The sequence below is a fragment of the Sabulibacter ruber genome, from assembly GCF_017355955.1.
GTDB lineage: Bacteria > Bacteroidota > Bacteroidia > Cytophagales > Hymenobacteraceae > Nibribacter > Nibribacter ruber_A.
This window is the reverse complement of record NZ_JAFFID010000004.1, coordinates 38,575-63,146: the sequence shown is the minus strand read 5'-3', so window position 1 is coordinate 63,146 and position 24,572 is coordinate 38,575. Positions and strand designations below refer to the sequence as shown.

General features: G+C 51.9%; 17 protein-coding genes. 7 read left to right on the top strand and 10 right to left on the bottom strand.

The features are described 5' to 3' along the window. Positions 1 to 44: 44 nt before the first annotated feature. Together JT719_RS18390 and sucD are read right to left on the bottom strand one after the other, a co-directional pair. Entirely contained in the window at positions 45 to 2,042 is a 1,998-nt protein-coding gene (locus JT719_RS18390) for an MBG domain-containing protein (protein WP_207435209.1), read from the bottom strand. A gap of 279 nt (positions 2,043 to 2,321) precedes the next feature. After that, a complete protein-coding gene (gene sucD / locus JT719_RS18385; protein ID WP_207435208.1) occupies positions 2,322 to 3,212 on the bottom strand; it encodes a succinate--CoA ligase subunit alpha in 891 nt (296 codons plus the stop codon). Between the two features lie 227 nt (positions 3,213 to 3,439). On the opposite strand from sucD, the gene JT719_RS18380 reads away from it, so the two are divergent. From JT719_RS18380 to JT719_RS18370, 3 genes are all read left to right on the top strand, one after another. Continuing rightward, complete coding sequence (locus JT719_RS18380) at positions 3,440 to 9,343, top strand: carboxypeptidase-like regulatory domain-containing protein (RefSeq protein WP_207435207.1); 5,904 nt, start codon at positions 3,440 to 3,442, stop codon at positions 9,341 to 9,343. 677 nt (positions 9,344 to 10,020) lie between these two features. Continuing rightward, positions 10,021 to 10,911: a UV DNA damage repair endonuclease UvsE gene (gene uvsE, locus JT719_RS18375; protein ID WP_207435206.1), complete on the top strand. Its 891-nt coding sequence runs from the start codon at positions 10,021 to 10,023 to the stop codon at positions 10,909 to 10,911. 112 nt (positions 10,912 to 11,023) lie between these two features. After that, positions 11,024 to 12,037 (top strand): DUF6929 family protein, encoded by a 1,014-nt coding sequence (locus JT719_RS18370; RefSeq protein ID WP_207435205.1) that lies wholly within the window; start codon positions 11,024 to 11,026, stop codon positions 12,035 to 12,037. Positions 12,038 to 12,107: 70 nt separating this feature from the next. Here the strand turns inward: JT719_RS18370 and JT719_RS18365 are convergent, their stop codons facing one another. From JT719_RS18365 to JT719_RS18350, 4 genes are all read right to left on the bottom strand, one after another. Continuing rightward, on the bottom strand, positions 12,108 to 12,530 hold the full coding sequence (locus tag JT719_RS18365; RefSeq protein ID WP_207435204.1) for a T9SS type A sorting domain-containing protein: 423 nt from the start codon (positions 12,528 to 12,530) through the stop codon (positions 12,108 to 12,110). 92 nt (positions 12,531 to 12,622) lie between these two features. Then, positions 12,623 to 13,351 (bottom strand): SGNH/GDSL hydrolase family protein, encoded by a 729-nt coding sequence (locus JT719_RS18360; RefSeq protein ID WP_207435203.1) that lies wholly within the window; start codon positions 13,349 to 13,351, stop codon positions 12,623 to 12,625. A 115-nt stretch (positions 13,352 to 13,466) separates the two neighbouring features. Then, on the bottom strand, positions 13,467 to 14,852 hold the full coding sequence (locus tag JT719_RS18355; protein ID WP_207435202.1) for a lysophospholipid acyltransferase family protein: 1,386 nt from the start codon (positions 14,850 to 14,852) through the stop codon (positions 13,467 to 13,469). 138 nt (positions 14,853 to 14,990) lie between these two features. Next, positions 14,991 to 15,725 (bottom strand): adenine nucleotide alpha hydrolase, encoded by a 735-nt coding sequence (locus JT719_RS18350; RefSeq protein ID WP_207435201.1) that lies wholly within the window; start codon positions 15,723 to 15,725, stop codon positions 14,991 to 14,993. 805 nt (positions 15,726 to 16,530) lie between these two features. On the opposite strand from JT719_RS18350, the gene JT719_RS18345 reads away from it, so the two are divergent. Continuing rightward, on the top strand, positions 16,531 to 17,766 hold the full coding sequence (locus JT719_RS18345) for an ROK family transcriptional regulator (protein ID WP_207435200.1): 1,236 nt from the start codon (positions 16,531 to 16,533) through the stop codon (positions 17,764 to 17,766). Positions 17,767 to 17,888: 122 nt separating this feature from the next. On the opposite strand, the gene JT719_RS18340 is transcribed toward JT719_RS18345, so the two are convergent. Further along, positions 17,889 to 18,380 (bottom strand): DUF4112 domain-containing protein, encoded by a 492-nt coding sequence (locus tag JT719_RS18340; RefSeq protein WP_207435199.1) that lies wholly within the window; start codon positions 18,378 to 18,380, stop codon positions 17,889 to 17,891. 252 nt (positions 18,381 to 18,632) lie between these two features. Beyond that, entirely contained in the window at positions 18,633 to 20,285 is a 1,653-nt protein-coding gene (gene pruA / locus JT719_RS18335; RefSeq protein WP_207435198.1) for an L-glutamate gamma-semialdehyde dehydrogenase, read from the bottom strand. A gap of 144 nt (positions 20,286 to 20,429) precedes the next feature. Between pruA and JT719_RS18330 the strand changes: the two genes are divergently transcribed. After that, entirely contained in the window at positions 20,430 to 21,176 is a 747-nt protein-coding gene (locus tag JT719_RS18330) for a class I SAM-dependent methyltransferase (RefSeq protein WP_207435197.1), read from the top strand. Positions 21,177 to 21,247: 71 nt separating this feature from the next. Here JT719_RS18330 and JT719_RS18325 read toward each other — a convergent pair whose 3' ends face one another. Both JT719_RS18325 and JT719_RS18320 read right to left on the bottom strand, forming a co-directional pair. Beyond that, a complete protein-coding gene (locus JT719_RS18325) occupies positions 21,248 to 22,078 on the bottom strand; it encodes a metallophosphoesterase family protein (protein WP_207435196.1) in 831 nt (276 codons plus the stop codon). A 154-nt stretch (positions 22,079 to 22,232) separates the two neighbouring features. Further along, positions 22,233 to 22,973, bottom strand: coding sequence for a nucleotidyltransferase family protein (locus tag JT719_RS18320; protein WP_207435195.1), 741 nt, complete (start codon positions 22,971 to 22,973; stop codon positions 22,233 to 22,235). Between the two features lie 292 nt (positions 22,974 to 23,265). Between JT719_RS18320 and JT719_RS18315 the strand changes: the two genes are divergently transcribed. Both JT719_RS18315 and JT719_RS18310 read left to right on the top strand, forming a co-directional pair. Further along, positions 23,266 to 23,670: a hypothetical protein gene (locus tag JT719_RS18315; RefSeq protein WP_207435194.1), complete on the top strand. Its 405-nt coding sequence runs from the start codon at positions 23,266 to 23,268 to the stop codon at positions 23,668 to 23,670. A 96-nt stretch (positions 23,671 to 23,766) separates the two neighbouring features. Continuing rightward, a complete protein-coding gene (locus JT719_RS18310) occupies positions 23,767 to 24,435 on the top strand; it encodes an outer membrane beta-barrel protein (RefSeq protein ID WP_207435510.1) in 669 nt (222 codons plus the stop codon). Positions 24,436 to 24,572: the final 137 nt, after the last annotated feature.

Genomic DNA, 24,572 nt, shown 5'->3' with positions numbered 1-24,572 from the left:
GCTGATTTTTGAAAATCGGCCCCAAAGCACCTTTTGCACGGGACTCAGGATTTCACCATGCGTTTTGATAATTGGAGATCACCCGCTTTGATGCGTAGGATGTACTGCCCGGCCGGTAAGCCGGCTACGTTCATTTGCACGGCACCAGTGACATAAGGCTTTGTCGTGAGCTGCCGTACTTTACGGCCTGTTAGGTCTAGTACCTGTACCTCATATAGAACTTCTTGCGGGAGTCCGCTTAGGGTGATTGATCCATCGGCGGTGGGGTTAGGACGCACCTGCACTTTGGCAGACGCTATTTCCTCAGGAGAGCTGGTGACCGTTACCCGCAAGGTCTGGGTCTTGGTCTCGGCAGCCTCGTGGTTCAGGTCTCCTGCCTGCGTTGCGGTGATATCTGTGTGGCCTAATCCCTGCACCGTTACCACGTTGCCTACTACCGTGGCCACCGCCGGGTTTGAACTGGTATAGGAAATGGTAAGACCAGCATCTGTGGTGGCAGGCAGGGTAAAGACATCGTTCAACTTCTTGTCAGTGATAGGATTCAACGTGATCAGTTGCGGCGCCTTGGTGATGGTCAAAGTTCCTTTGCTGTAGGTGGCGTACTCATACCTGGCATCTGTGCCTCCGCTCACGGTGATATCATAGGTGCCTACGTTGCTGGTAGAAGTGGCAGAAGTAGAGGTCACCGGTTTTACAGTGGGTCTCATGTCCAAATCCAAAGCATCGTCGCCGTTCACAAATCCGGAAAAAGTCAGAACAAAGGGCGGGTTCTCTTCTCCGTAGATGCGGGTGGCGTTCTCTACGCCTACCGCCAAGGGGGCTTTGGTGATGGTGAAAGTCTCCTCGGTGGGGGAAGCGGCCTCATAGTTGGCACTTGCCCCCTGGGTGGCCCTAATCGTTACTTCCCCCGCACCGCGGATGGTCAGGATATTACCGTTGGAGATGGAGGCAAACGCATTACCTGACCTGATGCTGAACACCACCGGGTTACCAGAGCCTCCGCCCGTTGCCTGCAATGGGAACGCCGTGGCTCCGTATTTCAGTGTTCCCGGATTAGTGATGGAGATGTTCTGCGAGGCTTTATGGATGGTGAAGAAACTGGAAGTTCTGCCTTCGTAATTATCCTCCAGCACGGTGGCTACGAGCATGTAATTACCCGCATTTTTAGGAGGGTTAGCAGACCCCGAATAGGTTACGGACACATTCAGCCCCGAAGGCGCAATGGACACGGTAGCCTCTTTCTCGGTGCCGTCATAGGTATGGTCCAGAGCTGCTAAAACCGGTATGGCTGAGGCTTTATTGATCAACAGGTCTACCTCTTTGGAAGCTGACAGATAATTGGGATCTTCGGCCACGGTGGCTTTGATTCTAACCCGTCCGGCCTTGGTGATCTCCACCTGCTTGCCGCTAATGGCCACCTGCCCCGGGTAAGCCGTTGTGTTCTGTTGAACCACCCCATAGGTGATAGCTCCTCCACCCTGGCTTACGGTTGCTTCTAACAGGGTATAGCCGTTAGCACTATAGGTTGCGGTTTGGCTTTCAAAAAAAATCAGTCTGGTTGCTTTGGCGATGACCAAATCCACTTCCACTGATTTCTCTTCGTGGGTAGCGGTCTCGGCTACGGTGGCCCTCAACCTCACCTTACCGGCCTGCTCAATAGCGATGCGCCTGTTACCGGTCCCGTACAGCCTCACATTGCCGTTGTACTCAGAATCAGCGCCCTCTCCTTCCTTGACAATAGCAAAGGTTACCGCTCCGGTAGAAGTAGAGGTTACCGCCAGATCAAAATCAGGAATCCCGAACGTTTTCCGCAGCTCACCGTTCACCAGACCAGTGAAATTCAAAGTAGGGGCATCTTTAAAAACTGCCTTGGAAGTATTTAATTGAAGCGCTTTTTCAATAGACCGGGCAGTTGCACGTGCTTCTGAGGCATAGCTTGCACTTGCCGAGGCAGTAAGATGGAGTAGTAACAGAACCAGGAGACTGGACGAGAACGGGGAACGAAGGGTAAACCATTGGGGGAGGCTTAAAGATGGTTTCATAGGTAGGTTAGGTTCAGAGTGGCCGTGGTCAAATGCCTGGCACCGGTTTTAAGATCAGTGAACCTATAAGTCAATCTTACCTCCCCTTCTCCCCCATTGGAACAAGCAAGTTTTCACAAAAACACGCCTGAAACCTACCTTTCATTTTCTGATGCTTAGGCGAAAGTGCAGCCTTAGGTAACAAGAGCAGCCAGGTTTACAGCCCATGCCCGTACAAGGAGGACAAAAAAAAGGCGGCTCCTGTGCAGAGCCGCCTTTTATATATCAGAGCAGGTGAGCTTACGCGTTGGTAGTCTCGCCTTGTAATACTCTTACCATGGTCTCACCAATCTCAGCCGGTGAGTCTACCACGAAAATACCGTTCTCACGCATGATGCGCATTTTAGCGGCAGCCGTGTCATCGGCACCACCGATGATAGCACCCGCGTGACCCATTCTACGACCAGCCGGCGCAGTCTGACCCGCGATGAAACCAACAACTGGCTTCTTGTTACCGGTTGCCCGGATGTACTCCGCGGCTACGGCCTCGTAGTTACCACCAATCTCCCCGATCATCACGATGGCATCGGTCTCTGGGTCTTCCATCAACAGTTCTACTGCATTTTTAGTAGGAGTCCCGATGATAGGGTCACCACCGATACCGATAGCGGTAGAGATACCTAAACCAGCTTTCACAATCTGGTCAGCAGCCTCATACGTCAAGGTACCAGACTTAGACACGATACCGATTCTACCTGGCTTGAACACGAAACCTGGCATGATTCCAACTTTCGCCTCACCTGGCGTGATCACACCCGGGCAGTTTGGTCCGATTAAGGTAACCGGCTTGTTTTTGATGTAGTTTTTAGCGGCAACCATGTCTTTCACCGGAATTCCTTCGGTGATGGCCACAATCACTTCAATACCGGCATCGGCGGCTTCCATGATGGCATCAGCGGCAAACGCTGGTGGCACGAAAATGATAGATACGTTGGCTCCGGCTTTCTGTACGGCCTCGGCTACGGTGTTGAACACCGGACGGTCTAAGTGGGTAGAACCACCTTTGCCTGGGGTTACGCCACCTACTACGTTGGTGCCATACTCAATCATTTGCTGTGCGTGGAAGGAACCTTCTGAGCCGGTGAAGCCCTGCACAATCACTTTGGAATCTTTATTTACTAAAACACTCATGTGTAGTGGATTATGTGAAAGATGTACGCTCTGGTTAAAACTGTACGCAAAAATAGGCTTTTTTGCTACCCATCCAAACTAAGAATCTGCTTTACTCCTTTGCTACTGCCCTCCCGGTTTTAGGTCTGTTTCCTTAACACCAAGGATAAAACAGGACCTGGCATTTTCCTCGGCATGCAGCAGAATACTGTTTTTTCCCTATATTAATAACAAAAAAACTGCCCTGCATGCCGCTGCTCCCCTGCCTCCGCACTCGTTTTCTATTCTTGTTTTTCATCTGCTTTCTGCAACTCACTCATCATACCTGGGCGCAGAAGAACCTCGCCAACAGCCGTACCACCAGTTACTACACCTACCTCTACCGAATCACAGACGCCGAGGCGAAAACGCTCTATGAGAAAGGAATGGGAGCCGCCAAAGAAAGCTTCTTTCACTCCAGGATAGACTCGTTCCCCACTAACCTGGCCTACCAGAAGCGGTTGCCGCAGGGGCATTACCTGTACACCTACACCTCGGGACCTGATCTGATGTATTCTCTGGAGAGCCAGACCAATCTGCAACTACAGCTTTTGAAAAACCACGTGGATCTGGCGGCGGTGCTGTATGACTCTTTGGGCAACCCCATCACCAACGCCAAGGTAGAACTGGGCAAGAAAAATATCCCGTTCGATGCTGCCTCAGAAAGTTACCGGCGGGCCAACATCAAGAAAAGCGGACTGCTCTCAGTGACGCATGAAGGCTACACGTTTTATGTGCCGGTAGAGCAGTCTTCAAAGAAAGCCCAGTATAATCTCCCACTCTGGAGAAAGATTGTCTACATAAAACCCATTTACTACGTCTGGGGGCCGGCTTGGAAGATTGTCTACAATCCTTTCAGAGATATCGTGTATAGTTTAAGGTACCATGACCCACAAGGTGTGGTGCGTAAAGTATTTGCCATTTTTGACGACACGTACCGCTACTATGACGGGTATGAAAAGAAGCAGCCTCGGGGCTACTTAGCTCTTAACAAACCCATGTACCGTCCAGGTGACACGGTGCAGTACAAGGCATTTCTGGTAAAACCAAGCGGAAAACCCTACAAAAAGAACCTGCGGGCAGAGCTCTACGGCAACAGCAATACCAAGAAGGTAGGCAACGTAAAACCATTTCGGCCAGGTGCCTACGAGGGTTCTTTCGTGCTCCATGATTCTCTCCAACTCAGGCTAGACACCTATGTAAACCTGGCCCTGGTGCGGGAGAAAAAATGGGACGATGACCGCATCATCAATACCCAGTTTAAGTACGAAGACTATGAACTGAAGGAGAACACCTACACCCTCAGGCTGGAGAAACCCGAGCATTTTGCCGGTACCACCAACAGCATCGTCCTGCGCGGAGCCGATGCCAACGGCTTAACCTTAACTGATGCCCGGGTAGAAATTACCGTGCTCACCAGGCAGATCAGGCAGGCCAAAGATCCGGTGCAGTTTATCCCAGACACGCTGTGGGTACATAAGCAGCCTTTGGAAAGCTCCGGCGAAACCACCATCCAGCTACCGGCCACCATCTTCCCGAAGGCGAAGGTGGAGTACCAGGTGCAAGCCGTTTTCCTGAACTCCAGCAATGAACGGAGCTCCAAAAGCGCCAGCGGCCTTTACTCCTTTGAAGACGGTCACCTGCAACTAACCCTACTCAAAGACAGTGTACAGGCCACCTACCTGCAGGCCGAGAAATCACTTCCTAAAACAGCCACATTGGTCTTAACCGATGCCCAGGGTAAGAAACTGCAGACACAGGTCATTCAACTGCCAGCTCTTCTTCCTTTGCAGGCCCATGCCCGTAAATACCAGGTTACCTCCGGAAAGCTGCAAAGCACCCTGGAACTGAGAGACGAACCGGCCAACCTCCAGTTCTATTCTGAGCGCACCGGCGATTCTCTTTTCCTTTCCATCCAGAACCCCAGACGCCTGCCGTTTTGGTACTTCATTTACAAAAACAACCAATTGATTGACCGGGGGCAGGATACCGCTTCCTTTTGGCAAAACACCCGCAAAGCCTCTAACCAGGAGCCATATTATGTGTCTGTGCAGTACCTGTGGGGCGCCGAGGTGAAGAGCGAGGAATACAATGCCCCCTTCCGGAAAAACGAACTAAACATCACCGTTCAGGCCCCGGCCACGGTGTATCCGGGGCAGAAAACTAATCTCACCTTAGAAGTGAAGAACGCCAAGGGCAAACCTGCGGCCAACGTGGACCTTACGGCCTATGCCCTCACCTCAAAGTTCAAAAACGATTCACCGCCCTCGCTCCCCAAGTACCAGAAATTCCAAAGCAGGAAAGACCGGCGCACCTTTTCCAGGAAAGATGCCCCGGGCCAGGGCTCGCACCTTTTGCAGTGGACCCATTGGCGGAAAAGCATGGGCCTGGACAGCCTGGCCTATTACCGATTGCTGTACCCAGAAAGCGGCCTTTACTCCAACTACACCGTCACGCCAGACAGTACCACCCAGTTCGCCCCCTTCGTGGTAGACTCCGGCCGGGTGGTGCCCGTGCATGTGATTTTCCTGGACCAGGTACCGGTGTATTTCTCCGGCACAGATGTGGTGCCGCCTTATTCTTTCCCGGCCGACAGCGGGTACCATTCCCTGAAACTTCGCACGGCCAGACATTTCTTTGAACTAGACAGCGTGTACCTGCAACAAGGGCAGAAACTAATCCTGAGCATCGACCAGAACAAAATGCCCGCCTTACTGGAGAAAGCCGAAGCCGGATATCTTTCCAAATCTGAACAAGGTGTCCTGTCTCAGTACCTGGTTCCCGTGGAGCAGAACTTCCATACCGGTCTCACTTTCCTTAAACAAGGGAAAACCGTGCAGTACTTACCCAATAACCCTACCCTAAGAACTTTCAACCGCGGAAACCAATGGGATAAAATTCTGCTGACCGGGCCTTTCAGACCTAATGTGGTGCAGTTCTATTCGCTGGGGAACTTCATGACCAGCTTTACGCCCGAAGTCAATTACACCCATCGTTTTGAGCCCGGTTTGCTGAAAATGCGCGAAAAACTGACGTTCCCAGACAAAGTGTTCCTTTCGTCCCAAGGCAATTCTTACCACCTTTCGTCTGGTTCTCTGGCAGAAATCGCTTATACAGAAAAAGGCTTGCGGCACCAGTGGGAAGAAGCCCAAAACGCTTTCTGGCTAACCCAAATACTGGAAAAACCCGAGTACCGCACTTTAGCTGGTAGCGGCCGTTTGCACTGGCAACTGGATTCCACCTTTGCGGAAGGTCCCAGGTTTGTCTTTTTGTATGAACCCAACGCCTCCAATGAACAGGTAACTATGTACCGGGGCAGCATAAATCATCTGGACCAACTGGCTCCTAAGAAATACAAACTGGTGCTGGTGTTTCCAGACCATCGGCAAATCAGCACCCTGGTGACCATTCGGCCCAATGGGGAACTGCGCCTTCTTTTCAGCAAATCTCAGCTAAAAGCTCCTACCCCGGAGACCAAAGCCCTGGAAGCGTATTTACAGAACAGCGTGGAAGCCGCCAAACGCCGGGCAATCACTACTGCCCCATTGTCTGTACCGGCACCTGCTAACCCAGCTCCTACCGTGACCTACAGTGGTTCTTTGGGGAGCTACTCCAATGAGGTAGAAGGCCAGGTGTTTGATGCAGCCACCGGAGAGGCCATGCCAGGAGTAACGGTTCAGGTAAAAGGAACTAGCACAGCTACTGCTACTGATGTGGATGGCAGATTCTCCATTGAAGCCCCTTCTAACGGGGTACTCGTGGTTTCCTTTATTGGATATGTGATGCAGGAAGTACCAATTAGAGGCAGCCGCCGCATAGACATTAAGTTGATTACAGATGCTAAACAATTGAACGAAGTTGTGGTTACCGGCTACGGCATACAAGGTGCGCTGCAAGGCCGGGTGGCCGGAGTGCAGGTAACAGAAGGACAACCCGGCAGTGCTGGCTATGTCCGCATCAGGGGAGCTTCCTCTATCCAAGGGAATACGGCGCCATTGATAATAGTAGACGGCCTGCCGTTCAGCGGAAATATGGGAGATTTGGGGACGAACGCCATTGCCTCCACTACCACCCTGAAAGGAGCAGAGGCAGCCGCCATTTACGGAGCCGCGGCAGCGAACGGCGTCATCATCATTACCACCAAGAAAGGCAAAGCCGAGGCCGAGCAGCCGCTTCTGGCTGGCGCCGAGGCAGACGCCACCGCCTCCATCCGCAGCTACTTCTCTGATTATGCCTTCTGGCAACCGCGCCTGGCCACCGATAAGCAGGGCAAAGCCACGTTCCCGGTTACCTTCCCCGGAGATGTCACCAGTTGGAAAGCGCACGTACTAGCTATGGATGGCAGGAAGCGGAGTGGCCAGACCAGCACCGAGATCCGGTCGTTCAAAGCCATGATGGCGACCCTAAGCGGCCCAAGGTTCCTGATTGAAGGTGATAAAACCCAGATAATCAGCAAAGCGGTAAACTACCTGCCAGATACCGCCAGTGTACAGACCCGGTTTGAATTCAACGGACAAGCGCTTCGGCAACAAACCCTGAAACTGGGCCGCGTGTTCACCGATACCGTCATGATTCAGGCTCCGGCCATAGCGCCAGACTCGGTGGAACTGATGTACTCTTTACGGCAGGGCCGCGGCTTCTCAGACGGGGAGCGTCGGCACATTGGCGTGTATAAAAAAGGCGTGCTGGAGCGTAAAGGAGTTTTCCTGTCGCTGCCCATTGACACCACGCTTACCCTCACGTTTGATCCCGCCAAAGGACCGGTGCATTTCTACGCTCAGAGTGACTTGCTGCAAGTCATGCTGGATGAGATCAAGGCCCTCCACCGCTATGAATACTGGTGCAACGAGCAGGCCGCCTCTAAACTGAAAGGCTTGCTGTGGGAGAAACGAATTCAGGCAGCTCTGGGCAAAGAATTTGAGCATGACAAACTAGTGAACCGCGCCATCCGGCACCTGGAGAAAACCCAGAAACAGGACGGCACCTGGAGCTGGTGGGAAAACGGCCCTACCTACCTCTGGATCAGCCATCATGTCACCGAGGCTTTGGTCATGGCCCAGCAGGAAGGTTACACTACCAGTTTCAAGAAACAACCTTTGGTTGATTACCTGACCTACCATGTAGAAAGGAAAGACGCACAGGACAAAATCAGGGCACTGGAGATCCTGCAGAAATTAGAGGCCAAAGTTGACTTCCCGGCGTACGTGACCAAGCTGGAGAAACAACCGCACAACTCACTGGAAGACCAGTTCCGCCTGACCAGACTTCGGCAGCAGCTTAACCTGAGGGCTCCTTTAGACACCCTGCAGAAATACCGCAGAGGTACTACGCTGGGCGGTTTGCACTGGGGCGAAAACAAAAGCAGTTTGTTCAACAACCACATTTCCAACACGCTGTTGGCCTACGAAATCCTGAAAACGGCGGGCAATCACGAGCGCGATTTGCTCAGAATCCAGGCGTTCCTGCTGAATGAGCGGCGTACCGGCTACTGGCGCAACACCTATGAATCGGCCCGCATTCTGGAGACGCTTCTGCCTGATTTGGTCAAAGAAAAAGGCCAGACACCCGAGAACCAGCTTTTCCTCTCGGGAGGCGTAAACACCACCCTAAAGAAGTTCCCGGCAGACACCACCTTTACGCTTACCCAACCACTCACCATCCGTAAACAAGGGTCCTTGGCGCTTTACCTCACGGCTTACCAAAACGAGTGTATAACCCAACCGGCCCGTGTAGAAAAAGACTTTGTGGTGCGTACCAGGTTTGTAGGAACCGGCTCTTCTAAAGCCAACCTGGAAGCCGGTAAACCGGTGGAAATGGAAGTGGCAATAGACGTGAAAGCCGATGCTTCTTACGTGATGATTGAGGTGCCCATTCCGGCTGGCTGCACCTATGACAGCAAATCCAGTTGGGGTCGCTACGAGGCGCACCGCGAGTACTTCCGCCACAAAGTGAGCATTTTCTCCAATCACCTGAGCAAAGGCCACTACACCTTCACCGTAAAACTGCTGCCGCGTTACAAAGGCACCTACACCCTGAACCCCGCTAAGGCCGAGCTGATGTATTTCCCCACGTTCTTCGGGCGCGAAGGCGTGAAGGAGGTGGAAGTGAGATAGTAGATAGTTCATAGTTCTGAGTCTTAAGTCCTGAGTGGGGTTGCTTACCTGTTTCGGGCCTGTTTGCAGAAAACAGGCCCGAAACGTTTGCTGCTCTCTGTAATTCTCTTTGGCAAAAGCGCCTTGAGTCTTTCGCTGGCGCGAGCCTCCGGCTCGTGTCCGCACGCATTTTAAAATTACATCTTCCCTCTGTGTCATCTTGGAAAGATCTTGTGGGCGAACTAGAAAGACGTTTACTCCAGCGCTAGTACCGTTTGCGCACAAGATCCTTTCAGGAGGACAAAATATGGAGGAGTCTTAGGAAGACAATATGAAAAGGGCGTTCAGAAACGCGTGCGGACACGAGCCGGAGGCTCGCGCCAGCGGAATATGCCGCAAGAACAGCTTGAGCCTAGCGCGCCTCAGGGCAGTTGCAACCTGCCTGCATATTCAAGTCCAAGTCACAGACTTGAACCATGGATTGATAGTCACCAGCTTAATCCGTTTCCGGCTTGTTTCTATGAAAACGGGTATAAAACGCTATATCACGCACCATAAACCCAGTAGACGTTCTCCAAACTCAGAACCTCATTTCCCCAAACTCAGCACTTCTTCAGAACACAACTGCCGCACCTCCGTTTACATATCCATAAACTTCTGCTTTTGGTATTGGTTTATAGCACCTAACCCTGCTACAAATGAAGATCGGATATCCTTGCGTGAACGAGACCTTAGACTGTAGTTCGTCTACCACTTTCCGGCTGGCGTCTTACAGTGAGGAACGCCTGATTCAGACGGTGGAAAAGAACCTGGCCTGCCTGCGCCGCATTCTGGAGTACAACCTGGAGCACGGGTTCCTGTTCTTCAGGATGAGCTCTGAGCTGGTGCCGTTCGCCTCGCACGAGATCAACACCTATAACTGGCAGAAGCATTTCCAGATGACGTTTCGGCGCCTCGGCGATTTCATCAAGAAGCACAACATGCGCATCTCCATGCACCCAGACCAGTTTGTGGTGCTCAACTCCCCAGATGAACGCATCGTGCGCAACAGCATCGCGGAGCTGGTGTACCAGGGCACGGTCATGGATTTGATGGGCCTGGACTCCACAGCCAAACTGCAGATCCACGCGGGCGGCGTGTACGGCGACAAACCCGCGGCCCTCAAACGCTTTATCCAGACCTACCATACCCTGCCCGAAGCCGTGAAAGCGCGTCTGGTGGTGGAGAACGATGACCGCCTGTACAGCCTGCGCGATTGCCTGGAACTGAACGCTGAGACCGGCATTCCTATTCTGTTTGACAACTTCCACCACGAATGCCTGAACCACGGCGAGCCCATGGAAGAAGCCCTGCAACTGGCTTCCGGCACCTGGCATCCGCAAACAGACGGCGTGCTCATGATGGACTACAGCTCCCAAAGCCCCGGCGAGCGCAAGGGCAAACACGTGACCAGCATTGAGACCGATCTGTTCCGCGAGTTTCTCACCCACCTCAACGGCCTGGATGTAGACATTATGCTGGAGATTAAAGACAAAGAGGCCAGTTGCCTGCGTGCGCGGCAGGTTCTGGAAGAATTGGCGTTAGTTTGAGCCGTTTTCACCACACTTTTCAGAAAACACACGTAAAACAGTTTCACACTAAAAGACAAGCAGTTAGCTACACCTGCCTTTCCAGAACGCAGACTTAGAAGATCTATCCCCCATGAAAATTCTAGTACGGTTCTTACTTTATTGCACCAACATTGCTATGACCTTTTCCTCCACCGGTTGCCAGTCAGACGCAGATTCTTCCGCCAAACCCACCGCCATCATCCGTAAGAAAGTGGTGCTGGAGGGAATTCCCTCGGCCTCGGGCATTGAGCGCGTGGGTGATCTGTACTACGTCATCGGTGATGATTCTCCTTACCTGTTCACCTTAGACAAGAACTTTAAACTGGTAAAACAGACACCCCTGTTTGAAGCCGGTTCTCTGGTGGAGGGACGAATCCCTAAACCCGTGAAGCCTGATCTGGAAGCCATTACGCAGGTTACCCTGGAAGGAGGTCAGCCTTGCCTGTTTATTGTGGGCTCAGGGGCCACGCAACCCCGCAACACCGGATTCCTGCTCCCCATCACCCGCGATGGCCTGGGCCAACCCATTACGGTAAACCTAACCCCGCTCTACAACCACTTGCGCGCCGATAAATCTGTGACCGGAACGGCAGCGCTTAACATTGAAGGCCTGGCGGCCGATGAAGAATACCTCTATCTGCTGCAGCGGTACGCCCCGGGTGGGCAAAACGTATTGATCACCTACACCATGGAGTCCATAACTCCTTACCTGCTGGGACGGGAAGCGGCCCCCAAACCTTCCGGAATTCAGACCTGGGCCTTGCCCGATTTGGCCCAGATCAAGACCGGGTTCTCTGGGATGACCTCGGCGCTGGGTGGCCGGATGCTCTTCACCGCCTCTGCTGAGGAAACGCCCAACGCCGTGCTGGACGGGGAAATCTACGGCAGCATGGTGGGCTTGCTGCAAGCGCATTCAGACGATGCTCCCCAACCAGCCAAACCCGAAGTAGTGGTTCCCATCACGGAGCAGGGCGGCAGCCCCTACAAAAGCAAAATTGAGTCTATCTGCATCTCGGGGCAGGACCGCAGTGATCTTACCGCCGTTGCCGTTGCTGATAATGACAATGGCTTTTCTGAACTGGTAGTCCTGAAATTTACCTGGTAAACAGCACTACAAAAAGCAAAGGCCTGCGCTGAGAGATCAACGCAGGCCTTTGCTTTGGTACATCGGGCGTCTACCGCAGGCGCACCCGTACTTTCTTCCAGTACACGGTAGTGGGGGTTTTCACTTCAACCAGGTACGTTCCGGTTTTCAGTTTGCCCAGGTTCATGGGAGGCGCCAGGGTATGGTCGCCCGCCGGAATAGGTTTGGTGTACAGCACCTTCCCGGCGTAGTTGGTAACCTCCAGTACCCCGTCTTCGGTCATGTCCTGCTGAAAAGAGAGCAGAAACACATCGTTGTTCTTTCTTTCGGGGAAAAGGTCAATGCCCGAGAGAGTTTCTCTACGTACCGGAGCATCTTTGCCCGGGGTAGCCGCGGCCACGGCAGAATCTTTATGTAACGCAATTGTCTTATTTTGGGCATAAGCAGGAACACCAGTTACTGCTAATATTCCCGCCACCAACCAGACACCAACAGAGTTCATTTTTACTTCCATACGGGATACATTTTGAGGTTTTGTTTCTCCGCCTTTGCGGCGAAAATTCCCTTTGCAGATACCGTTCCAAAAATGAAGCTTCTGAGAAAAATTTAATCCTGCAGTATCTTCCGGGCCTCGGGATAGGCGCGCTCTGCCCAGCGCTGGTGCATGAGACCACTGTAGTGCAAGCCATCCGGCGCCAGCAAATTTGGAGCGTCCTTCACCAACAACGACAAATCATACACATCTATTACCGTGCTGCCGGCGGCCTGGGCTTCGGTTTTAATCACCTCGTTGAATTTCTGGATCTGTTCACTGATCTTGGCGCGGTCACTGCCGGTGGCAAAAGGCGTAGCACCCCAGTCTGGAATGGTTAAGACCAGTACGTTTCTGGCGTTACGCTGCGCCAACTCCTTGCTAATGGTAAGCAACTCCCTGAACTGCCCGCGGAACTCCTCCAATGACCGACCCTGAAACTGATTGTTTACCCCAATCATCAGGGAAATCAGCCCATAATTTTTGGTGAGATTGGCGGATTTTACCGCGTAAAGCAGATCGGCGGTGGTCCAACCGGTGCGGGCAATGATGCGGGGTTCCCCTACCTTGATTCCGCCCTGTTCTAAGGCATTAGCCAGGTAAACCGGCCAGCGTTCTTTTTCGGCCACTCCTTGCCCGATGGTATAAGAATCGCCCAAGGCCAGGTACGCATTGGAAGGCGTTGGCGCAGACGGAACCTGAGGGGCTGGCATGACTACCGCTTCCTCAGAATCTGAAGAGGAACAGGCCGCTGCCATAAAGAAACTAATCCAAAGGAAGACTCCTCTTACAAGAACGCGCATACCAGAAGCTGTAAAGGTGAAAAGAAGCAGAACCTTCTGCTTCTCTCCTATTTACGCAACAGCGGATGCCTTTGGATTTGCCGCTTACTTTAGCAACATAAGAAGAAATGAGAAATCAGGCGATTTTCGTTTCTGGGTTGTTTTCCGGGAAAGAGGCCATAAACTCATCGCGGGCCTGCTCCAGAGCGGCCATCAGCCGGTTGCGCTGCTCCAGGAGACTATGCAGCACCGTGGAACGGCGGTAAAACAAGGAGAAGAAAATCCAGTGCCGGCGTGCCACCTGAATGCGGTGCCAGTAGTGCAGCACAAAGAAGCCGGTTACCGGCAAGGCTACCAGATACCCCACCAAAGCCCAACCAGAAAGCCCCAGCCACGCGTGTACTGCCCACCCAATGAGCGCATAGAAAATAGGGAACGTGAACATGCCAATGGTCATCATCATGGGGGCATGGAACTCAATGTCTTTGGTGAGCGCCCGGGCAATCTTGGCTGGCAGCAGATAAGGCAGGTAATTATGGATAACCCCGAACAGGTACACCGGAAAGCCCAGCACCAGGTACACAATGGTCTGCACCGTTCCCCAGGCCACCTCGTGGCGTTTGGGTACTTCGCGCATGGCCTGTGGCACCAACCCGATGCTGTTCAAATGCTGCAAGTAATCCTGTAGTTCGGCTCGAAGGTGATGCACCCGTTCTGGTTGCCGGGCCTCAAAGTACTTGATGCTTTGCAGAATGCCTTTGGTGATGAGAAAACGTTCTTTGGGTTCAGACTTGGCCAGGTCCAGTTCCTTCACCAGCGTGTCCTGGTACACGGCTTCCACCTGCCGGGCCAGGGCATCTTCCTCATCAGACTCGGTATGGATAACCAAGGCTTCCAGGCGGTCCTTTATCTCATCGGTGAGGGCGTGAGCGGCTTTGAAGGGATCCTGGGCGAAAGCATCCTGGAAGTCTTTCACGTAAATAGGTTCGCCCACGTTCACAAACACATCGCTCCGGAAACGGGATGGGTCTGAATAATTTACGCCCACGGGAATGATGCGCAAGCCCAGGTTGAAGTTATGCTGGGCCTCGGCTCCCAGCCCAATGCGGGCAGTACCGGTTTTCAGAGGCCGAAGGCGGCGCTGCATAAAACTGTTCCCCTCAGGGAAAACCATGAGCGTGCCGCCTTTGCCCAGGAACTCATAGCACTTGGCAAACGTGGCATCGTTCTGGGCCGAGCCTGAATCGCCTACGTCTTCGCGGCGATACACCGGAATCATGAACAGTTTGTGGAACAGCCAGCCTTGTATGCCCGGTTTGAAAAAGCTGCTTTTCGCCAGGAAATAGATATTCTGCTTCATGAGCGAGGCCGTCACCACTGGGTCCATGAGCGTGTTGGGGTGGTTGGAGACCACAATGAGCGGCCCCTCGGAGAACAGCAGGTGTCGGTTGTTCACCGTGAAGCGCCTGAAGAACACGCGCAATGCTATCTGAAAAAGGGTCTTGAGCAGAAAATACAGCATACAGGCTCCGGATTTGGGAAGGAAGCTACGCAATTTTGAGCTGATTTAAGAAAAACAGCCCTAAAACAAAAGTGTTCCTATTTTCTACGTTCAACCGGGGCAGCAGGCACCGCCCTCATCCTCTACAGGATTCAAGCTTTACCGTGCCAGCAACAGGTCACAGAACCAGAAACCGGTGTCATAGGTTGCCGGCTGGGCTACAAAGCAATCTTCCTCGGCTTCTTCAGCAGCAGGGGCATAGCTTCTGAAAACCGTTTCTCCTATTTGAACGGGCACCGGTTGCCTGAAATTAGGGCCGTCATAGACAAAGGAATGATATTCCCCGTTCTCGCCGCAGGGGTCTACCTGAGCGGGCAAGTCGCGGATGAACGCCTCATCCAGCTCCCGGCCGGCAAAAGAAGCGTCCAGGTACTTGCCATTGACGCAGACTACTTTCGCCTTGAAGCCGGCTTGCCAGAACTCCTCCAGCACAACCGTTGGGTCCTCGGCCCACAGCGGAAACTCGGCTTGGATGCCTACGGAGGCCAACTGCTCTTCGCGGTACTTTCTCAGGTCTTCCAGGTAAATGTCCCCGAAGATGCCGTGCGTCACCCCTGCTCCTTTAAAATCCTGCCAGGCCTGGGCCATGATAGTGTTGTATACGGGCAAGCTGGCGTCTTCTGGTAAGTACAGCGGCTGCCAAGGTAAACCCAGCGCTTGGGCCTGAGCCTGCATGAGTTCCTCGCGCACGCCGTGCATAGTTACGCGCTGGTGCGTCTGGCTTACGGTGGTGCACAAGGCATGCAATTGATATTGTTGTTGCTGTTGAACTCTGTATAACGCCAAAGCAGAGTCTTTGCCGCCGCTCCAGTTAAAGATGGCTTTTGGTTTCATGCCTGAAAGGTACAAGGTTCTGGTTTATGGCATGGCTGCCTCTGCCCAGAACCCCTCAATTGGTTTTTAAAGAGGAAGAAAACCTGCTGGTTATTAGAAGTATAATCCTCTAGCCTATTCTGTGCATTGGCTCATTTTTACCCATGGAATTGTCAACTTTATTTAGTAAAATTACATTATTGATTTCTACTTGAGGCTTGGATTAACAACTTTGAAGTTTGTTTATCATATTTTTAAAAAAACTAAGCCAAAAAAGAAACAATCTTGAGGTAAAAGCATATAAATACCTGAAAAGAAAAGCTTTCTACCCCTGAAAAGGACTGTCTGGTTCAAAGAGAGCAACGTGCTTATTCTGCTTTCTTACACCTAGAGAACCTCTCACCTGGACCATACTCCAGCGCGTTTCATGAATTGGCTTGCCTCATACGGCAGGCTGGTACTACAAGACAATAAGAACCTAACGCCTCTACTTCCCCTTACAGGTAAATTCTTATTAACGGCAAAAAATAGCAAAGAACAGGGTCTGCTAATCTCCCCCTCAATTGGCAAGTATCCTCAGGTTAAAACCCAACTTTTGAAACGTTCCTTGTTAACTACAATTAACTATATCATATATATTAAAAAGTTAATTATAGTTTTTAAAATGTTTAAATATCAAGAGTCCATCATCTTCTTTTTTTACCATTTAAGTTGAAGAAATAGAGGATACAGGCAAATACCTTTCTCGGAAACAGTAAATTTGTACAGCTACTGGAAAGGCGGGGTTGGCTCACATTACCTTCAATACACAACAAACTATTAGATCATGACAACAACTTTCTTTGAGGAACTTAACAATGAAGGACCTACCGGGGTAGCATTCAAGAATGTTAACCTTAAAAAGAAAGTTATTTCTTACTTCGCCAACACTGGCAACGCTACCATTGCTGAGCTTGGGAAAGAGTTAAACCTGAGTGTCCCTAAAGTGACCAGTCTGTTGAACGATCTTATCCAGGATGGGCTGGTGCAGGACCACGGGAAAGTAGACTCCACCGGTGGCAGAAAACCAAATGTCTATGGGCTGGCTCCCAACTCTGGCTTCTTCATGGGCATAGATGTGAAACGGCATCATATCAACATTGGCCTTACCGATTTCCAGAAGAACCTGATCAGCAGTTTTGACCGGCACCCGTACGAGCTGAACAACAGTGAGGAGTCACTGGAAGAACTCTGCCAGATCATCAACAAATTCATTTCTGAGCTTCCCATTCCAAAAGAGAAGATTTTAGGCATCGGGATCAATCTCTCCGGCAGAATCAACCATTCTAAGGGCTACAACCATAACCTGTTTGATTTCCATGAAGACCCGTTGAGCAAGATCATTGAAACGGAGATAGGAATTAAGGTTTTCCTGGAAAACGACTCCCGCGCCATGGCATACGGTGAGTTCTACTCAGGGGTGGTCACGAATGAGAGAGATGTACTCTTCCTGAACCTGGACTATGGTATTGGCATGGGCATGCTCATCAACGGCCAGCTGCATTACGGTAAGTCTGGCTACTCCGGCGAGATTGGGCACATTCCGCTGTTCCAGAACGAGATTCTCTGCCGGTGCGGGAAAAAAGGCTGCCTGGAGACGGAAGCTTCTGGCTGGGCTTTGGTAGACATGTTCAAAGAGAAATTACAGGCTGGTGCCTCCACCGTGGCTACCCGCGACAATATCAACCCAGATGAGTTGCGGTTGGAAGACATTATCAACGCTGCCAACAACGATGATGTACTGGCCATTGAACTGATTGCCGAGATTGGCGAAAAGATAGGCAGAGCCATTGCGCTCCTGATCAACCTCTTCAACCCCGAACTGGTGGTGTTGGGAGGAAGCCTGGCCTCTACAGAAGATTATATCCTGCTTCCCATCAAGAGCGCCATCAAGAAATATTCAGTGAGTTTGGTAAACAATGACACGCAGTTGAAGGTCTCCCAACTGGGCGAAATGGCTGGCGTGATTGGGGCTTGCTTGTTAGTACGCCACCGCCTGTTAGACCTGAACACAGCCAACTAATATCCTCTTACAAAACCGAACCGCCCATCTGCCTTGTGTTGTAACGCAAAGCAGATGGGTGGTTCGACTTTGTATAAGTGCAGATTTTACTCCAGATTCTCGATTTTACTCCCAAAACAGGCCTACCACGCGGAATAAGCCCAATACCAGATGAACTGCGCCAGTTTCCAGAGCCCGTACAGCAGCAAACCGAAGAGCACCACAAACGCAATAAGTACGGCAATAATGAACCCGGTGCCTTTGCCCTGGTACTTGCCTTCCTGGTAATGGCGGCGCAGCAGTTCCACGTTGCGCTGGTTGGCTTTGTAACCGAAGTCAAACAGCCAGCCCACCACCGGAATACTGCCAATCACGGCATCCAGGAAGATGTTGAACAGCATCCGAACCACCAGGTACCGGCTGGCTCCGTGTTTGGCCATGGTCATCACCAATACCCCAGACATGGCAAAAGACGTCATGTCTCCCACCACGGGAAGCAAGCCTAAGATGGGGTCTAACCCAAACCGGAACTTGGTGCCCGGCAGTTTGAACTGGTTGTCTAAAAGCCTGGAAAAGGAATCTACCCATCTCAGGCGTTCATCTACGGGAGTGACCGGTGGCGTGTATTGGTTCATGGCTGCGTCTGTTGGTTGTTATTCATACGCAGAACTCGTCTCACAGGATTATTTCTCTAACCTCCCGCCCAGCGTACGTTCCAGACGTTCCTTCATGCAAGCAAACTAGAAATGTCGTGAGAACATCAGAAAAGGCTTACCTGACAGAAAATGCAGAAAAGAAGCGGCCTGATTCCGGGCCCCTTTAAACAAAACAGCCCCGAAACGAGAATCCGTTTCGGGGCTGTTTTCAGGAAATCAGGTTATAAACGCTTACAGAGCACCTTCTACCTGGCCGCCTTCCTGCAGAAACGGGTAGCGGTAATCTACCGGCGGCACAAAGGTTTCTTTGATGGTGCGGGCGCTGGTCCAACGCAGCAGGTTCAGCATAGAACCGGCTTTGTCATTGGTACCAGAGGCGCGGGAACCTCCAAACGGCTGCTGACCAACCACGGCCCCGGTGGGCTTGTCGTTGATGTAGAAGTTACCGGCCGCGTGGCTCAGTTTCTTGGTGGCCAGTTCAATGGCGTAACGGTCACCGGCGAAGATAGCCCCGGTTAAGCCGTACGGTGAAGTCTGGTCTACCACTTCCAGCGTTTTCTCAAAGTTCTCGGCATCGTACACGTGCAAGGTCAGTACCGGCCCGAAGAGCTCTTCGCACATGGTCACGTACTGCGGATCCTGCGCCACAATAATGGTAGGCTCAACAAAGTAGCCCACGCTCTTGTCATAGTTACCACCAGCAATGATCTCTACTGAGTCATCTTTTTTGGCGGCATCAATGTAGCGGGCCAGCTTGTCAAAAGACTTCTCGTCAATTACGGCGTTGATGAAGTTGCTGAAATCACCGGGATCACCCATTTTAAACGATTTCAGGTCTTCCACCACGTGCTGCTTCACCTCATCCCACAGGTTGCTAGGGATGTACGCACGCGAAGCTGCTGAGCACTTCTGTCCCTGGTACTCAAACGCGCCACGGGTAATTGCCACCGCCACTTCCTTGGCGTTCGCCGATTTGTGGGCCAGGATAAAGTCTTTTCCGCCGGTCTCGCCCACAATGCGCGGATAACCGCGGTACGAGTTAATGTTCTCGCCAATGGTTTTCCAGATGTGGTTGAACACGCCGGTGCTGCCCGTGAAGTGAATACCCGCAAACTGACGGTGACGGAAGATCACATCGCCGGCCTCAGGACCATCCACGTACACCAGGTTGATCACGCCGTCTGGCAAGCCAGCCGCCTTGAACAGTTCCATAATCACCTGGGCAGAATAGATCTGGGTGTTGGCAGGTTTCCACACCACTACGTTCCCCATCATGGCCGGAGCGGCAGGCAGGTTAGCGGCAATAGACGTAAAGTTGAACGGCGTTAACGCGAACACAAACCCTTCCAGCGGACGGTGCTCCAGACGATTCCACATGCCCGGCATAGACTCCGGCTGCATTTTGTAGATGTCGGTCATGTACTTCACGTTGAACCGGAAGAAGTCGATCATTTCGCAGGCGGCGTCAATCTCGGCCTGGAACGCGTTCTTTGACTGCCCGATCATGGTAGCGGCGTTCATGCGCGCCCGGAAAGGACCAGCCAGCAGATCGGCGGCTTTCAGGAAGATGGCAGCGCGGCTTTCCCACGACATGGCGGCCCATTGCTCACGGGCAGCCAGCGCGGCGTCAATGGCTTGCTGCACGTGCTCGCCGGTACCGTAGCTGTAATGCGCTACTACGCGCTTATGGTCATGCGGAGGCGTGAACGGCACTTTGTTCTCAGTGCGCACTTCCTGTCCGCCAATGTACATAGGAATATCCAGTTGCTGCTCGCGCAGCGCATTGTATGCTTTCTGAAGTTCTTCTCTTTCTTTGCTGCCCGGTGCATAGCCTTTCACAGGCTCGTTCACCGGAATAGGGACATTGAAAAATCCGTTGGACATATTGGGTATTGGTTAAATTCAGGTAATGAGATAAACAAAGGTAGGGCTTTCGAGTAAAAAAGGCTAACACATGGTAGCCAGCGGTTTCAGGGTCTTTTTTTCTCCCAACGGCTGCCCTCTCTTAAAGGTTAATTCTATCACGTTATGGTTCCTAAGGACAATTTCTCCGCTCAGGCCAGTTTGTACAAGAAATTCAGACCCACCTACCCCGCCGCCTTGTATGAGCACCTGCGCTCCCTGGTTTCCACTCCAAATCTGGCGTGGGACTGCGGCACGGGCAACGGCCAGGTAGCCGTAGAACTGGCCAAATTTTTCACCCACGTGCACGCCACTGACATCAGCCAGAAGCAACTGCAACAGGCCCCGCCCTCAGACCGCATCACCTACCACCTGCTTCCTGCGGAGCACACCACCTTCCAAGACAATTCCTTTGACCTTATCACCGTGGGGCAGGCTGTGCATTGGTTTGACTTCGAGAAATTTTACCAGGAAGTGAACCGCGTGGCCAATCCCGGCGCTATCCTGGCGCTTTGGGGTTATGGGTTGCTTTCCATCTCCCGGGAAGTAGATGTACTCCTCCATCATTTCTATACCCAAATTGTGGGGCCTTACTGGGATTCTGAGCGCCGGTATATTGACGAAAGCTACGCCACAATTCCGTTTCCGTTCAAGGAAGAGCCCGCGTTCACCGGCGCCATCCTCACCCACTGGGCTTTACCTGACCTGGAAGGCTACCTCAATTCCTGGTCCAGCGTGCAGACGTACCTGCGGCAGCACGGGGAAAACCCGGTACCGAATCTCATGCAAAGAGTGCGGGAAGTTTGGCCCGAAGACGAGCAAAAAGAAGTGCGGTTCCCAATTTTCAGCCGGATTGGCCGAATACAAAAATGACCACTGTTTCAGGCCCGTTTTCCGGAAAACGGGCCTGAAACAGTGGTCATTTCTTTTAATTACCGGGCTACTTACACATGGTACAGAAAGAACGGCATGGCAAAGCCGGCTTTCTGCAGAATGGGTTTGGCTACGTTGAATACTTTAATTCCTTTGGCGGTCTCCCCTTCCAGGGTGCCTACGTGGGCGTGCCCGTGGAAACAGGCCAGTACGTTCTGCCGGTCCAGCGGCTCAGCTAAACGGGAACAGCCCAGGAACGGATGGATGGCCTCGGGTTCTCCTTCCACGGTGGCCTTGATGGGTGCATAATGCAGTACCGCAATCTTTTTCACCCCGGGGTGCTCCGTATCCAGGCGTGAAAGGCCGGCTTCCAGTTTAAGGGCTTCGTCTACGGCTTCCTGCACAAAGGCTTTGTTGCTGCTTTCCCCAAACATGGAGAGCATGTATTTGTCAAAGCCTCCGCCAAAGCCTTTTACGCCGGCAAAGCCTACGTTTTTGATCACCACGGCATCGCCGTCCAGGAAATGCACGTTGTCGCGCATGAGGCAGGTCCGGATTTCATCGTGCTCGTTTTTGTCGTGGTCGTGGTTGCCCAGCACACAGACTACCGGAATGGTACAGGCCCGCATTTCCTCGGCCAAGACCTCAGCTTCCTTGGCATACCCATGGTCGGTGAGGTCACCGCAGAGCAGCAGAATATCTGCCTGTTCTGAGGCGGCCTTGAAGAAATCAATCCACTTGCCTTTGTCCGTTTCGCGTACGTGAATGTCGCCTACTGCCGCAATCCTGACGGGTTTAGCTGCCTCTGAGGTGGGTACTGGCAAATCAGAGTGCTGCGGGGTAGTAGGTTGTAAAGGTTGAACGGGTTGCGGCGTAACGTAGGATTGTGGTTGTTGTTCCATTCTGGTTTAGATTTGAGACGCTAGACAATAGATGGTAGACACCTTGTTTGAGTCATAGAATACGTGAGAAGAACGGGCCTTGGTTTAAAACCTGCTTTCGTACTCTCCTTTCCCGCTGAAGATCAAACATCTAGAATCTAACTTCCGGTCTCTGTTAAATGGTCATGATGGTCATGGCTTTGAAGCCCCATTCTGTTACGGCTGGTGCGTACTGCGTCTGGTCAATCAGCAAGCCACGGCATACCTTCTCTGTAGGCGGAGGCATGTCAAACTGCTCTTTGGCGCGCAGCAACAGCTCATCAAACAACCAGCGCGGAATAATGTCCCGCTCAGAGGGGTACACAAACTGGAAAGACAACAGCTGCGCCAATACCAGTTGCCAGTGCTGCTCCAGGGTTTGCAGGATGCGTTCCCAGTCCATCTGGTCGCCGTAACGCAGGATGAGGTGGTTCAGGTCTGAGCCATCGTAGCGCTCGCGGTTCTGGACGTAAATCTTGCATCGGAACAAATCCTCAGCGGAGATGTATTTCACGGGCACGCCAAACTCGGTTCCTTCGGGCGCTTTCCTGAACCAGCCGTCGTTCACGGGCGTGTTGTTGCCGGGGTTGTTGAAGATGAAGTCAACGTACTTGCCGTCTTTGTAGGCTTTTGCCAGCCAACGGGCATCTACCAACTCGGTCTTGAAGCCTTCATCATTGAAAATCTTGAGCAGACGCGGGCAGTCACCGGCTTTGCAGAACACGTCCATGTCTTTCATGGCGCGCTGCATGCCCGTGTATTGCCGGAGAGCAAAACCACCGCCCATCAAGAAAGGCAAACCGCTTTCATGCAGCATCTTGAGGGCCTGCGGGTAAAATTCCTGGGCCACCTCGGGGGCCATATCATCTAGTTCCATACTATATCTTCCGTGCTGAAAAGTGGATAGTTCTTCACCTGTAAAGGCATTGTTTTCCTCTGTATTTCCTCCGGGTACTCCATGAGGTTTCCCGAGTGGGAGTATCAGTAGGTATAGCATTTACTGTATTCTTGGGAAAATGTTATCCTGATGGGCCACGCTGCGCTCAAAAAAAGCCTGAATTCTATTTTTGGCCTGTTTTTGTAAAAAGACGAGCGAAACAGAGGTACCTTTGCGGCCGATTTAAACGCCGGTATAGCGGCACCATTTTCATTTCTTTACTTTTTAAACGATGTCTGGAAAGAAAGTCAAATACATACTTATCGCAGTTTTTGCCGTCCTGGTTATCTGGTTTATCCAGGATGCCTTTACCCAACCCAGCGTGCAGGATTTAGACGGCGACTTCACCGAGGTAGCCTTCTACCGCAACGAGAACAACACCGGTCCCATCCAGCGCATTTACGCCGTTACCGTCTCAGACACCCTCTGGGACCAGATGCAGCAGTACGGCGACCTGATGCCGCACACCAAATACGGCAACACCAAGATTTACTTTTTCCTGCAAGACCAACCCGCCCCCGACCAGGTTTTCCCCGGTGAGGAGAACTTTGAAGCGCAGTACCAACAGCACTGCGTAGCCAAGTACGAGAAAGGCACCATGGGGCAGGTGAGTTTGGTGAAGCGGCCGTTCAGGTAGGACAGAATCTGATGCGCAAATAAATTTATCCACACCAATACTATCCAATCTACTATATAGGTTTAAACAATATATAAAATATTTTATACCTAATTAATACATCATGAACCCCCCATTCTTTTAGCACTATTTGTATTTACCACTTCAACCATCAGCCTTGCCCAGCAGCAGCCTGGCACTTTGCGGATTGGGCTATTGGCCGGCCCTAATTATAGTTACTTAAGGGGAGGTGATTTTGAACGGACAGATGAATTCAAGACCGAAGGCAAAGCCAGATTCATGGCAAGTCTTGGCCTGTCTCTAAAGTACCAGTTTAATAAGGTATTCCTGACCACCAACCTGCTGTATGAGAACAAAAGCTCAGGAGCTTCTACCATATTTTACAACACCGGCACTTCTGGAAATGCAGGCAGGGAGTTTAGTTACAAGGTGAACCGTCAATACCTCACCATTCCGGTTCTGGTGGGAGTAAACATTAAGAATACCGGTTTCTTTGTAAATGCCGGTCCTTATGCAGGAATGTTGCTCAAATACAAAGCCTTTGGCGAAGGCCAAACCACTTCTGTTTCCACGGATGAAAAAAGTTTTGATTATGGGGTTTCTGTGGGGCTAGGTTATTCACGGGCTATTTCCTCCCGTCTAAACGTCAGCGGGGAGCTAAGATACAGCCACAGCCTTTATACCACCAGTACTTTTAGCTCGGTCGGGAAAATGGGTTCTACCAGCTTGCTTTTTGGAGTGAATTATACCCTTAACGGGAAATAATCACCTTTGTGTTTCGGGGCTGGTTTCCCTTAATCAGCCCCAAAATACTTTTCCCATGGCACTCAACGGCAAAGCTGTCTTGGCTTCAGGGTATCGCTTACGTTTTGCATTGTCCCCTGACAAAGCAGCTTCAGAAT

Bases quoted from the DNA above. Each gene is read 5' to 3' on its own strand.
- JT719_RS18390 (WP_207435209.1), bottom strand. From the start codon at position 2,042: ATGAAACCATCTTTAAGCCTCCCCCAATGGTTTACCCTTCGTTCCCCG.
- JT719_RS18360 (WP_207435203.1), bottom strand. From the start codon at position 13,351: ATGCGCGTTCTTGTAAGAGGAGTCTTCCTTTGGATTAGTTTCTTTATG.
- JT719_RS18340 (WP_207435199.1), bottom strand. From the start codon at position 18,380: ATGAACCAATACACGCCACCGGTCACTCCCGTAGATGAACGCCTGAGA.
- JT719_RS18330 (WP_207435197.1), top strand. From the start codon at position 20,430: ATGGTTCCTAAGGACAATTTCTCCGCTCAGGCCAGTTTGTACAAGAAA.
- JT719_RS18315 (WP_207435194.1), top strand. From the start codon at position 23,266: ATGTCTGGAAAGAAAGTCAAATACATACTTATCGCAGTTTTTGCCGTC.
- JT719_RS18355 (WP_207435202.1), bottom strand. From the start codon at position 14,852: ATGCTGTATTTTCTGCTCAAGACCCTTTTTCAGATAGCATTGCGCGTG.
- sucD (WP_207435208.1), bottom strand. From the start codon at position 3,212: ATGAGTGTTTTAGTAAATAAAGATTCCAAAGTGATTGTGCAGGGCTTC.
- JT719_RS18320 (WP_207435195.1), bottom strand. From the start codon at position 22,973: ATGGAACTAGATGATATGGCCCCCGAGGTGGCCCAGGAATTTTACCCG.
- JT719_RS18380 (WP_207435207.1), top strand. From the start codon at position 3,440: ATGCCGCTGCTCCCCTGCCTCCGCACTCGTTTTCTATTCTTGTTTTTC.
- JT719_RS18370 (WP_207435205.1), top strand. From the start codon at position 11,024: ATGAAAATTCTAGTACGGTTCTTACTTTATTGCACCAACATTGCTATG.
- uvsE (WP_207435206.1), top strand. From the start codon at position 10,021: ATGAAGATCGGATATCCTTGCGTGAACGAGACCTTAGACTGTAGTTCG.
- JT719_RS18350 (WP_207435201.1), bottom strand. From the start codon at position 15,725: ATGAAACCAAAAGCCATCTTTAACTGGAGCGGCGGCAAAGACTCTGCT.
- pruA (WP_207435198.1), bottom strand. From the start codon at position 20,285: ATGTCCAACGGATTTTTCAATGTCCCTATTCCGGTGAACGAGCCTGTG.
- JT719_RS18365 (WP_207435204.1), bottom strand. From the start codon at position 12,530: ATGGAAGTAAAAATGAACTCTGTTGGTGTCTGGTTGGTGGCGGGAATA.
- JT719_RS18345 (WP_207435200.1), top strand. From the start codon at position 16,531: ATGACAACAACTTTCTTTGAGGAACTTAACAATGAAGGACCTACCGGG.
- JT719_RS18325 (WP_207435196.1), bottom strand. From the start codon at position 22,078: ATGGAACAACAACCACAATCCTACGTTACGCCGCAACCCGTTCAACCT.